An 11428-nucleotide genomic window follows, 5' to 3' on the forward strand; every position below is an offset into this window, starting at 1 on the left:
GAGAACCGACGACCGACTACGGGCGACCGACTTCACCGTGCTGACGATTCACGCCGCCGACCGGGTGCGGTACACCTGGGGCTCCGCACCGGCCGAGGACATCGAGGACGGTGCCGTCGCCGTCGAGGGCGGCCGGATCGCCGCCGTGGGGCCGCTCGCCGAACTGGCGGAACGGTTCCCGGCCGCGCGGGTGCGGCGCTGGCCCGGTGTCCTCGGTCCCGGGCGGGTCCACGAGGGCCCGCTGCCGGACGCGCCCACGCCGCGCGAGCGGATCCACGCCGTGCTGAAGCTGGGCGCGGTGGCGGTCCTGGCGGAGCACGCCGACGCGCCCGGACTGCGGGCGGCGGCCGAGCGCAACGACGTCGTGGTCCTCGCCCGGCCCCGTCCCACCGCCCTCGTCGGCCTCGGCCGGGCGGACCTCGCCGTACTCGACGACAGCGGTGCGTGCGTCGCCACCGTGTGCGCGGGACGCCTGGTGCACCGGCGCCGCTGACCAGCGCCCGTCAGCTCCCGAACGCCACCCGTCAGCCCTCGAACGCCATCCGTCAGCCCCCCAACGCCTCCCCGAACGCCCCCGCCTCCTGCGTCACGCCGCTGCAGTCGGTCGCCGCGTCGTCCGCGTCCTCGTCGCCGTCCTCGCACTGCCGGTCGCGGAACGCGGCCCACATCGACACCCAGGCGATCCCCTTCTCCTGTGCGAAGGCCCGGACCTCGGCGGCGTCCGCGAGCGTGAACGTCTCACCGGCGACGTCGTTGACGCCGAGCATTGACGTCAGCGCCATGCCCCGCCAGGCGTCCGCGTCCGAGGTACCGAAGGTCTCCGTCAGCTGGGTGTGCGCGGCCTTCGCCGAGGCGAGGGCGTAGTCGCCCATGTCACCGTCGTACGACTCGCCGTAGTTCATGGTCATGAGGTTGACCGTGGAGACCCGTACGCCGTGGTCGTTGGCGGACGCCAGCAGTGCCAGGGAGTCGGCGTCCAGGCCGGAGGGCATCACCGGCAGCGTGAAGGAGACCTCCAGGTCGCTCCGCTCCTCCTGGAGCAGCGCGATCGCCTCCGAGCGCAGGGCGACGGAGCCGGCGTCCGTCAGCTCGTCGCCCTCGATGTCGAAGTCGGCCCGCATGGAACCGGCCGCGTCCAGGGCCGCGCCGTACGCGTCGGCCAGGTCCGGGGCGCTGTCGCAGGCCGCCGCCAGTTCCGTGCCGGAGGCGCCGCCGAAGGAGACGCGGACGGTGGCGCCGGACTCCTTCAGTCCCGCGATGCGTGAGGCGACGGAGGCGTCGTCGATGTCCTGGACGCCGTTCCAGCGCGGGACGCAGTCGTCGCCGGAGGAGATGACGAACGCCAGGTTGTACGTCGCCGGGGAGCCGCCGGAGTCGGTCGCGGAGGCCGTGGTGGCGCTGACGTAGGGGGCGTAGGCCGTGACCGGCGCGGACGACTCGGACGGTGCCGTGGTGGCCTTGTCCCCCGTGCCGCCCGCGTCGCCCGTGCCGTCGCCCGTGCCGTCGTCCTGCCCGGCGCAGCCCGCGGTGGCCAGGGCGAGGGCGAGCAGCAGGGCGCACCCGGCCGCCGCCTTCCGGTAAGCCCTCATGTGCAGCACGCTCCCGTTCTCGTCGTCGGACGAGTGAACCTCTCACGTGTTGCTGGGGCTTTCCTGAGGAAAGGGGCCGCGTCCCCCTCGTCTCACAGGACGCGGACAGGCTGCGGTGCCTTTCATCGGAATCTCACATCGCGGTCCGAGTTCGCGACAGGCAAGGGTCCCTAACGTCCGGGGAATGCATTCCGAGCCTGCCTTCGAATCCCGCGCCGCCGCCGGCGAGACGCCCGCGCGCGGACGGCGTCGCAAACGCGGCAACGGGTCCGCGGAAGGGCCCGTGTTCGTCGACAACTCCGGACGCCGGGCGCGGCTGTCGCGCCGCCTGGGCCTCCTGGTCGGTGCGGTCTGCGTCGGTTACGCGGCCGTCCTGGGCCTGGCCTTCATGGGCGTCGGCACCTCGCTGAACCCGTCCTCGCTGCTGCCCTTCGGAGGCGGACAGGACGGCGGCGGCCCCGGACCGGGCGGTGGCGGCCCCGGACCGGGCGGTGGCGCGGGACCACAGGGCGGCGTCCTGCCCACGGGCGCCCCGCCCTCCGGCGCCTCCTCCGCGCCCGCCACCGACGCAGCGTCCGGCGCCCCCTCCGCGCCCGCCTCCACCGCCCCCGCCGCCGCCCCTTCCGACGCAGGCTCCGCCGCCCCCTCCACGCCCGCCCCCACCGCTTCCTCCGGCGCCACCGCTCCCAGCGCCGCCACCACCGACTGACCGGACTTCCCCACCTCCATGACCACGACCACGTCCCCCTCCCCGCCCGCCCGCGGACGCCGCCGAGCCCCCACCCGCATCGAGCGGGCCGCCGGCCGCGCCGCCGCCCTCCAGCGCCCGCGGGTCCTGCTCGCCCTGCTGCTCCTGCTCGCGCTGACCTGCGTGCTGCTCCTCGACGGCTACCTGCGCGCGGAGGTCGGCGGCGACCAGCGGGTCCGCACCGGCGCGAGCGCGAGCGACGTACCCGACGAGGTCCTCGACGGCGGGCCGATCCTCACCTTCCGCGGCGGACAGGCCACCACCGTCTCCGTCCCGGACAAGACGATCGCCCTGACCTTCGACGACGGACCGAACCCCACCTGGACGCCGCAGGTGCTGGAGATCCTGGAGGAGTACGACGTGCCCGGCACGTTCTTCCTGGTCGGCTCGATGGTCTCCCGCTACCCGGACATCGTTCGGGGCCTGGTCGAGCAGGGCAACGAGGTGGGCGTCCACACCTTCACCCACGTCGACCTCTCCTACCAGAGCGACGCTCGCGTCACGCGCGAGATCGAACAGACGCAGCTCGCCCTCGCGGGCGCGGCCGGCATCACCACGACGCTGTTCCGGGCGCCGTACTCCTCCGAGACGGACGCCATCGACAACTACAGCTGGCCCGTCTACGAGAAGCTCGGCGAGGACGGCTACACGAGCGTCTTCATCGATACCGACAGCGACGACTGGAAGCGGCCCGGCGTCTCGAACATCGTCGAGTGGGCCACGCCGGAGGACGACGAGGGTGCCTCCGTCCTCTTCCACGACGCCGGTGGCGAGCGGTCGCAGACGATCGAGGCGCTGCCGAAGTACATCGAGAAGATGAAGGCGAAGGGCTACACCTTCACCACCATCAGCGGCGTCATGGCCGAGCAGCAGCCCTCCGACGGGCCCGGGGCCCCGGCCCAGGCGTCCGGCACCGGAACCGGCGGGCTCCAGGCCGCCCACCACAAGGCCACCGGCACGACCCTCTACGAGGGCAAGGCACTCATCGCGGCCGTCGCCGTCGCCGAGTGGACGGTGCCGGCACTGTCGGTGGGACTCATGGTCGTGGGCGTCGCCGTCATGGGCCGCTTCGGGATGATGCTGATCCTCGCCCGCCGCCACCACCGACAGCGCAACAGACGCCGCTTCAGCTGGGGGCCGCCCGTCACCGGCCCGGTGAGCGTGATCGTCCCGGCGTACAACGAGAAGGAGTGCATCGCCAACACGCTCCGGTCGCTGGCCCGCAGCACCCACCCGATCGAGATCATCGTCGTGGACGACGGTTCGACGGACGGCACGGCCGAGATCGCCGAGTCCCTCGGCCTGCCGGGCGTCCGCGTCGTCCGGCAGGCCAACGCGGGCAAGCCCGCCGCCCTCAACAACGGTGTGCGGCACGCCCGGTACGACATCGTCGTGATGATGGACGGCGACACCGTCTTCGAACCGGACACCGTACGGCACCTGGTGCAGCCCTTCGCCGGCCCCGGCGTCGGCGCCGTCGCGGGCAACGCCAAGGTCGGCAACCGGCGCACCCTCATCGGCGCCTGGCAGCACATCGAGTACGTGATGGGCTTCAACCTCGACCGGCGCATGTACGACCTGCTGCGCTGCATGCCGACCATCCCCGGCGCGATCGGCGCGTTCCGCCGCGAGGCGGTCCTGGAGGTCGGCGGCATGAGCGACGACACGCTCGCCGAGGACACCGACATCACCATCGCCCTGCACCGGGCCGGATGGCGGGTGGTGTACGAGGAGCACGCCCGGGCCTGGACGGAGGCGCCGGGCTCGCTGGGACAGCTTTGGTCGCAGCGCTACCGCTGGTCCTACGGCACCATGCAGGCGCTGTGGAAGCACCGCCGCTCCCTGACGGACAAGGGGCCCTCGGGCCGCTTCGGGCGGGTCGGCATGCCACTGGTCGTGCTCTTCCAGGTGGTCACGCCGGTCTTCGCCCCGCTCATCGACGTGTTCACCGTCTACTCGATGGTCTTCGTCGACTTCCGGTCGGCACTGCTCGCGTGGCTGGCGGTGCTCGGCGTCCAGCTCGTGTGCGCGGCCTACGCCTTCCGGCTCGACCGGGAGAAGTACCGGTACCTGCTGATGATGCCGCTCCAGCAGCTCGCCTACCGGCAGATGATGTACCTCGTCCTCATCCACTCCTGCGTCACCGCCCTCACCGGCGGCCGGCTGCGCTGGCAGAAACTGAAGCGGACGGGCGAGGTGGGGACGCCGACGGGGGCCACGGGGTCCACGAAGACCACGGGGACCACCGGGCCCACCGGGCCCAGTGAGCCCAGCGGGCCCACCGGGCCCACGGAGACCACGGGGCCCACGGAGACCACGGGGCCCCTCGGGCCCACGGAGACCACGGGGACCGGCTGATGGGCGCGCACCGGAAGGGAGCGGTGCGCCGTGCTCCCGAGGCGCACCGCGGGAGCACGCTTCCCACGGTGGGCGCGGGCGTATCGCCGGCGCGCGACCGGTACTTCGACACCCTGCGCGCGCTCGCCCTGGTCCGGGTCGTCGCGTACCACGTCTTCTGCTGGCCCTGGGCCGGGCTGGTCTTCCCCTCCATGGGGGTCATGTTCGGCCTGGCCGGCACCCTGATGGCCAAGTCGCTCGGGCGCCCGGCCCCGACGGTGATCCGGAACCGGCTGCGCCGCCTGCTCCCACCGTTCTGGTGCTGGGGCGTCGTCGTGGTGGGCGCGATGCTGGTGCGCGGGTGGATGCCGGGGTGGCAGCTCGTCTTCTGGATCGTGCCGCTCGGCGATCCGCCCGGCAGTGCCTGGGGCGAACAGGCCTGGGAGGTCCTCTGGTACCTGCGTACGTACCTGTGGTTCGTCCTGCTCTCCCCGCTGTTGCTGCGCGTGTTCCGGCTCGCTCCCGTGCCGGTGCTGCTGCTGTCCCTCGCCCCCGTCCTGGCCCTCCGGTTCGCCTGGCAGCCGCCGGAGAACCGCTTCGGGGCCGGACTGCTCGACCTGGCGACGTACCTCTTCTGCTGGCTCCTGGGCTTCGCGCACCGCGACGGCGTGCTGCGGCGACCGAAGCCGGCCGCGGTCGTCACCCTGTCGCTCGGCGCACTCGCCTACGGCGCCTGGTACGCGTTCGCGCACCAGGCCGAGTACGGCACGTACGACCTCGACGACATCCCGCTCGCCCAGGCCTTCTGGTCGGCCGGGTTCGTGACGCTGCTGATGTACGCCAAGGAGCGGCTCGGTATCGGCTTCACGGGGCTCGCCCGGTTCCCGTGGCCCGACAGGCTGGTGACCGTCCTCAACGCCCGCGCGGTGACGGTCTACCTCTGGCACGAGCTCGCCCTCGTCCTGGCGGTGCCGTTGATCGACCGGTTCTGGGAGGTGCCGGCGTTCGAGGCGTACCTGCCGCTGGACAGCCAGTGGTTCCTGCTGGGGGTGGGGTGGGCCCTGATCGCGGCGTTCGTGCTCCTGTTCGGGTGGGTGGAGGATGTCGCCGCGCGCAGGAGGCCGCGCCTGCTGCCGTGAGCCCGTCCGCGCCGGAAGGGACGCGTGCTGCAACAATGGGCCCGTGACCCGCGCTTCCCTGAACAAGCAGCCGCACGAAGTCGCCTCGATGTTCGACCACGTCGCGGAACGGTACGACCTGACGAACGCCGTGCTGTCGCTCGGCCAGGACCGGGCCTGGCGCAAGGAGGTCGCCAGGGCCGTCGACGCCCGCCCCGCGCAGAAGATCCTGGACCTCGCGGCCGGCACCGCGACCTCCTCCCTGCCCTTCGCCCGCACCGGTGCCTACGTCGTCCCCTGCGACTTCTCCCTCGGCATGCTCCAGGTCGGCAAGGAGCGGCACTCCTGGCTGCCGTTCACCGCGGGCGACGCGACCCGGCTGCCGTTCCGGGACGACACCTTCGACGCCGTCACCATCTCCTTCGGGCTGCGCAACGTGCAGGACACGGACGCCGCGCTGCGCGAGATGTACCGGGTGACGCGACCCGGCGGGCGGGTCGTCATCTGCGAGTTCTCGCACCCCACCTGGACGCCGTTCCGCACCGTCTACACCGAGTACCTGATGCGCGCCCTGCCGCCGGTGGCCCGCGCGGTGTCGTCCAACCCCGACGCGTACGTCTACCTCGCCGAGTCCATCCGTGCCTGGCCCGACCAGCCGGCGCTCGCCCAGCGACTGGGCAAGGCCGGCTGGACCAAGGTGGCGTACCGGAACCTGACGGGCGGCGTGGTGGCGCTGCACCGGGGCTACAAGGAGAGCGGGTCCGAGGAGCGCTGAGGAGGTTCGCGGCGGGCTGGGCACCAGGCCGACCGGGCGCGGTACGCGAACGTCGGATTTCTCGGTCACCGGGCGCACGGACATCGCCCCTCCCCAGCGGTACCCGGCGGAGCAGCTCCGTCGCGCACCGCCCGGAAGCATCACCGTGCCAACCCGTTACCGCCCGTTATGACCCGTTGCGCAGAGGGAGCCGGTAGCAGTGCCCCCGCTGCTGCGAGAGCGGGGTGGTGAAGACCTCGGCGAGTCGCATGCCCAGCCGCTCCGTGACCGCGATGGACCGCGCGTTGCGGGCGTCGACCATCGCGACCACCTCCGCCACACCCGCCGCCCGAACCCGCTCCAGCGTCTGCCGGGCCGCCGCAGTGACGTACCCCTTGCCCCAGTGCGCCCGCCCGAGGCGCCAGCCGATCTCGATCTCGCCCTGGGGACCCCAGTCCTGCGGCCACGGCTGGGCGCCGGTGAAGCCTATGACCCGGCCGTCCTCGTCCACGACGGACCACAGGCAGAAGCCGCGCTCGGCGTCGTGCCGGCGCTGGCGGGCGGTGAGTTCCTCGTAGACGGACAGTTCCGCGGGCCTCCCGCCGTGGAACTCCATGACGTCCGGGTCGTCGAAGATCCGGTGCCAGGCGACGGCGTCCTCGTCGGTGGGGACGCGCAACCGTACAGCGGGGAGAGGTCGCTTCACTGGGCAGCCCTTCAGCCGGGTGGTCGGTGACGCTGAATAGACTGCCCATGTCCAGTGCCCGTCGGCACGCAGATTCCGAACTCTGGGGAGATCCCGCCGTGACCGAGCCCCTCTCCGACAACACCGCCGATGTGATCGTCGTGGGCGCGGGGCCAGCCGGCTCCACCACCGCCTACCACCTGGCCAAGGCAGGGCTCGACGTCCTCCTGCTGGAGAAGACCGCCTTCCCCCGGGAGAAGGTCTGCGGTGACGGACTCACCCCGCGCGCGGTGAAGCAGCTCGTCGCCATGGGCATCGACATCTCCGAGGAGGCCGGCTGGCTGCGCAACAAGGGCCTGCGCATCATCGGCGGCGGCTCCCGCCTCCAGCTGGACTGGCCGGATCTCGCCTCCTTCCCCGACTACGGACTCGTCCGCAAGCGCGACGACTTCGACGAACAGCTCGCCCGGCAGGCCCAGAAGGCCGGCGCGCGCCTGTACGAACGCTGCAACGTCGGCGCCCCGGTCGTGGACGACCGCACCGGCCGCATCACCGGCGTGCACGCCAAGCTGGGGGAGGAGAAGCGCGAGGTCACCTTTCACGCCCCGCTGGTCGTGGCCGCCGACGGCAACTCCACGCGGCTGTCCCTGGCGATGGGCCTGCACCGCCGCGAGGACCGTCCGATGGGCGTCGCGGTCCGTACGTACTTCACCTCGCCGCGCCACGACGACGACTACCTGGAGTCCTGGCTGGAACTCTGGGACCGCCGCGGCGCCCAGGACCGCCTCCTGCCGGGCTACGGCTGGATCTTCGGCATGGGCGACGGCACCTCGAACGTCGGCCTGGGCGTCCTGAACACCTCCGCCTCCTTCAAGGAACTCGACTGGCGCGAGATCCTCAAGGCCTGGTGTGCCTCCATGCCGGAGGACTGGGGCTACACCCCGGACAACATGACCGGCCCGATCCGCGGCGCCGCCCTCCCCATGGCCTTCAACCGCCAGCCCCACTACACCAAGGGCCTCCTCCTCGTCGGCGACGCCGGCGGCCTGGTGAACCCCTTCAACGGCGAGGGCATCGCCTACGCCATGGAGTCCGGCCAGATCGCCGCCGACGTCATCGTCCAGGCGCACGCGCGGGCCACGCCGGCCCAGCGCGAGATCGCCCTGCAGCGCTACCCGCGCGTCCTCAAGGACACCTACGGCGGCTACTACAACCTGGGCCGCGCCTTCGTGAAGCTCATCGGCAACCCGAAGGTCATGCAGATCGCGACCCAGCGCGGCCTCACCCACCCCATCCTGATGAAGTTCACCCTCAAGATGCTCGCCAACCTGACGGACCCGACGGGCGGCGACGCGATGGACCGCATCATCAACGGACTGAGCAAGGTCGCACCGAAGGCCTGATCGGGCGGGTCAGCCGAGGGCCGCGGCGTTGGCGGCCCGGCGCGCGAGGACCTCGTCCCGCCGGTCCGCCGACTGCCGCAGCGCCGCCCTCCGGTCCCGGCCGGAGAGACGGTCCAGATAGACGCGTCCGTTCACGTGGTCGGTCTCGTGGGCGAGGCAGCGCGCGAAGTAGCCGGTGCCCTCGACGACGAGCGGGGCGCCGTCCCGGTCGAGGCCCCGTACGACGGCCCGGTCGGGCCGGGGCACGGCCATGACGGCGCCCGGCACCGACAGACACCCCTCACCCTCGTCGAGCAGCCGGCGTGCGGCCGGGGCGAGGGGCTCCAGCACCGGGTTGACGATGTGCCCGACATGTCGGACACCGTCGTCGTCGAGGCAGTCGTAGACGAACACGCGCAGCTCCACGCCCACCTGATTCGCCGCCAGTCCGGCCCCCTCGGCCACGTACATCGTGCGGAACATGTCGTCGACGAGCGCGGCGAGGTCGGGTCCGAACTCGGTGACGTCCCGGCACGGCCTGTGCAGCACTCCTTCGCCGACCTCGGTGACACGCCGCACCGACCCGCGCCGGGCCTCGGGCGCGAGCGGTGGGTAGGAAGCGGCGGCGGGCCGGCCCTGTACGAACACACTCGGCATGACGTTCTCCTTCGGCTCGTGGACGGGCCGACGGGGAACCGGCCCGCGCCGAGCATGCCAGGAGAGGCCGAAGGGCCGCTGCCCCTTGAGTGGCTGCGGCCCTTCGTGCGGATCGTGCGGATGTGTCCGTAGGTGCGCGGGTGTGCGTGCGTGGACTACAGGACGCGCACCGCACCGCTCGGCGGGTCGTACGACAGCGACGCCTTGACGACACCGGTGGACGAGTTCTGCGCGCCGACGAACATGCCGTCACCGACGTACACGCCCACGTGGTACGCGCTGCCCGCACCGCCCCAGTACAGGATGTCGCCCGGCTGGAGGTTGTCCAGTCCGACCTGGGTGCCGGCGGTCGACTGGGCCTGGGAGACGCGCGGCAGGTCGATGTTGACCTGCTTGAAGGCGGCCTGCACCAGACCGGAGCAGTCCCACGAGTTGGGGCCGGTACCGCCGGAGACGTAGGCGTCGCCGACCTGGGACTGCACGAAGGAGACGACCGCGGCGGCCGAACCGGTGGCCGAGGACGAGGACGAGCTGCTGCTGCCGACGCTGCTGCCCGAGCCGTCGGAGGACCCGGTGTCCACCGAAGCGCTCAGAGTGGCGCGCTCGGCGCTGCGCGAGGCGCGCTCGGCGGCCGCCTCGCGCGCGGCCTCCGCGGCCTGCTGCTTCGCTGCCGCGGCCTTCTTCTTCGCCTCGGCGAGGTCCGCCTCGGCCTTCTTGGCGGCCTGCGCGGCGGCCGCGTCACGCTCGGCCTGCAGCTCGTAGCTCGCGGCCGCCTGCTGCGTGACGTCCGCGGACTGGGCGATCTGAGCGGCCAGGTCGGCCGTCAGGGTGGGCAGTTCAAGGGTCTGCGTCACCGGTTCGGCCGCGTTGGCCGAACCCGACGCCCCGGCCACTGCCAGGGTGCTGAGGACGCCACCGGCAACTCCGGCCCGCATCGCGATGGTCGACGCGCTGCGGCGGGGCTTCCGGTGGCTGCGTATGTGAGCGGTGTGGGACATAGGGACAACCGGTATCAGGAGCTCCTCCATACCTTCAAGAAACGTGTGCTGCGCCACAGTTGTTCAATCAGGAGTCGAATCCCGGGCGTGTCGCTCCTTATTGACGCCCTAGCGGACATTGCGGGCGGCCCGTAACCGGCCTGTGATCACGGTCTTTGATCGTTACGCCCGAATTGCCCCGCGCTTACCACTTGTTGGGACAGTTGGCCAAGCCCGGTTCTCAGACGTCTCTCATGGATGTGGCGCACGTCACGGAACGGTTGCCCTGTCGGTCGCGTCCGTGGCGCGAGGCCGGGTCACTCGCGCTCGTGAACGCGTGCACGCGTCCACATCGCACCCGGTGCCTCCCTCCGATGTGTGAACGCGCCCTCTATCAAGTGATCCAGTCCAGCGCCAATTTGCATGCAAGGGAAGCATCTTGATATTGAGACGCACCCTGATCACCACCTCTGGCCAGCGATGATGAGCGAAAATGTCACCTCTGGTGATCAGGTGAACGCTTCCTGTGTGAAGATCACCGCTCATCCGACTTCATGATCCTTCGTCAGGTGGTGGAGATCACAAAGCTTGTGCGATACCCCGTGTCGCAGATCACAGAGTGGCGGGCATAGGATGCGAGGCAGTTGGGCTTGTGACCTGCTTCACATGTTCGCGATCTTCGCCGGGACGAGCGGGGCTCGTGGGGTTGCTGGGGCGGTGGTGAGTCCGATGCAACCTCCCCGGTCTCGGCTTCGCTCGACCAGGGGGGAGCCCATGCAGTCAATGCCGACTGAGAGGAGCGAGGAGCGGTGAACGCGTATGCGCCCATCCTCGTACTGGGAGCCCTCGGGGCAGGCTTTGCGATCTTCTCCGTGGTCATGGCCACGCTGATCGGTCCGAAGCGGTACAACCGGGCGAAGCTCGAGGCCTACGAGTGCGGCATCGAGCCGACCCCCACGCCGGCCGGCGGCGGGCGCTTCCCCATCAAGTACTACCTGACGGCGATGCTCTTCATCATCTTCGATATCGAGATCGTCTTCCTCTACCCCTGGGCCGTCACCTTCGACGCCCTGGGGATTTTCGGGCTCGTGGAGATGCTGCTCTTCGTGCTCACCGTCTTCGTCGCGTACGCGTACGTATGGCGGCGCGGCGGCCTGGAATGGGACTGAGGGGCCTTTGAC

At 71.3% G+C, this 11428-nt stretch carries 11 protein-coding genes; 7 read left to right on the plus strand and 4 right to left on the minus strand.

Going from position 1 to position 11428, the window contains the following annotated elements:
* Positions 1-37 precede the first annotated feature (37 nt).
* Positions 38-493: an imidazolonepropionase-like domain-containing protein gene (locus tag ACZ7G3_RS00395; protein WP_470922646.1), complete on the plus strand. Its 456-nt coding sequence runs from the start codon at positions 38-40 to the stop codon at positions 491-493.
* Between the two features lie 52 nt (positions 494-545).
* On the opposite strand, the gene ACZ7G3_RS00400 is transcribed toward ACZ7G3_RS00395, so the two are convergent.
* Positions 546-1589 (minus strand): chitinase, encoded by a 1044-nt coding sequence (locus ACZ7G3_RS00400; protein WP_470922647.1) that lies wholly within the window; start codon positions 1587-1589, stop codon positions 546-548.
* Positions 1590-1773: 184 nt separating this feature from the next.
* Between ACZ7G3_RS00400 and ACZ7G3_RS00405 the strand changes: the two genes are divergently transcribed.
* The 4 genes from ACZ7G3_RS00405 to ACZ7G3_RS00420 are packed head-to-tail and all read left to right on the plus strand — an operon-like array spanning position 1774 to position 6567.
* Positions 1774-2298: a hypothetical protein gene (locus ACZ7G3_RS00405; RefSeq protein WP_470922648.1), complete on the plus strand. Its 525-nt coding sequence runs from the start codon at positions 1774-1776 to the stop codon at positions 2296-2298.
* Positions 2299-2316: 18 nt separating this feature from the next.
* Complete coding sequence (locus ACZ7G3_RS00410) at positions 2317-4695, plus strand: bifunctional polysaccharide deacetylase/glycosyltransferase family 2 protein (protein ID WP_470922649.1); 2379 nt, start codon at positions 2317-2319, stop codon at positions 4693-4695.
* Positions 4695-5813 (plus strand): acyltransferase family protein, encoded by a 1119-nt coding sequence (locus ACZ7G3_RS00415; protein ID WP_470922650.1) that lies wholly within the window; start codon positions 4695-4697, stop codon positions 5811-5813. The genes ACZ7G3_RS00410 and ACZ7G3_RS00415 overlap by 1 nt, the downstream gene beginning before the upstream one ends.
* Before the next feature lie 43 nt (positions 5814-5856).
* Positions 5857-6567: a demethylmenaquinone methyltransferase gene (locus ACZ7G3_RS00420; protein ID WP_470922651.1), complete on the plus strand. Its 711-nt coding sequence runs from the start codon at positions 5857-5859 to the stop codon at positions 6565-6567.
* A gap of 166 nt (positions 6568-6733) precedes the next feature.
* Here the strand turns inward: ACZ7G3_RS00420 and ACZ7G3_RS00425 are convergent, their stop codons facing one another.
* On the minus strand, positions 6734-7252 hold the full coding sequence (locus ACZ7G3_RS00425) for a GNAT family N-acetyltransferase (protein ID WP_470922652.1): 519 nt from the start codon (positions 7250-7252) through the stop codon (positions 6734-6736).
* A 47-nt stretch (positions 7253-7299) separates the two neighbouring features.
* Between ACZ7G3_RS00425 and ACZ7G3_RS00430 the strand changes: the two genes are divergently transcribed.
* Positions 7300-8634: a geranylgeranyl reductase family protein gene (locus tag ACZ7G3_RS00430; RefSeq protein WP_426599861.1), complete on the plus strand. Its 1335-nt coding sequence runs from the start codon at positions 7300-7302 to the stop codon at positions 8632-8634.
* Between the two features lie 9 nt (positions 8635-8643).
* Here the strand turns inward: ACZ7G3_RS00430 and def are convergent, their stop codons facing one another.
* Both def and ACZ7G3_RS00440 read right to left on the minus strand, forming a co-directional pair.
* Complete coding sequence (gene def / locus ACZ7G3_RS00435; RefSeq protein ID WP_470922653.1) at positions 8644-9270, minus strand: peptide deformylase; 627 nt, start codon at positions 9268-9270, stop codon at positions 8644-8646.
* 155 nt (positions 9271-9425) lie between these two features.
* Entirely contained in the window at positions 9426-10268 is an 843-nt protein-coding gene (locus tag ACZ7G3_RS00440) for a C40 family peptidase (RefSeq protein WP_470922654.1), read from the minus strand.
* A 788-nt stretch (positions 10269-11056) separates the two neighbouring features.
* On the opposite strand from ACZ7G3_RS00440, the gene ACZ7G3_RS00445 reads away from it, so the two are divergent.
* Positions 11057-11416, plus strand: coding sequence for an NADH-quinone oxidoreductase subunit A (locus ACZ7G3_RS00445; protein ID WP_003974383.1), 360 nt, complete (start codon positions 11057-11059; stop codon positions 11414-11416).
* Positions 11417-11428: the final 12 nt, after the last annotated feature.

The sequence above is a fragment of the Streptomyces sp. NPDC037271 genome, from assembly GCF_055603605.1.

Bases quoted from the DNA above. Each gene is read 5' to 3' on its own strand.
- ACZ7G3_RS00400 (WP_470922647.1), bottom strand. From the start codon at position 1,589: ATGAGGGCTTACCGGAAGGCGGCGGCCGGGTGCGCCCTGCTGCTCGCC.
- ACZ7G3_RS00405 (WP_470922648.1), top strand. From the start codon at position 1,774: ATGCATTCCGAGCCTGCCTTCGAATCCCGCGCCGCCGCCGGCGAGACG.
- ACZ7G3_RS00410 (WP_470922649.1), top strand. From the start codon at position 2,317: ATGACCACGACCACGTCCCCCTCCCCGCCCGCCCGCGGACGCCGCCGA.
- ACZ7G3_RS00415 (WP_470922650.1), top strand. From the start codon at position 4,695: ATGGGCGCGCACCGGAAGGGAGCGGTGCGCCGTGCTCCCGAGGCGCAC.
- ACZ7G3_RS00430 (WP_426599861.1), top strand. From the start codon at position 7,300: ATGTCCAGTGCCCGTCGGCACGCAGATTCCGAACTCTGGGGAGATCCC.
- def (WP_470922653.1), bottom strand. From the start codon at position 9,270: ATGCCGAGTGTGTTCGTACAGGGCCGGCCCGCCGCCGCTTCCTACCCA.
- ACZ7G3_RS00440 (WP_470922654.1), bottom strand. From the start codon at position 10,268: ATGTCCCACACCGCTCACATACGCAGCCACCGGAAGCCCCGCCGCAGC.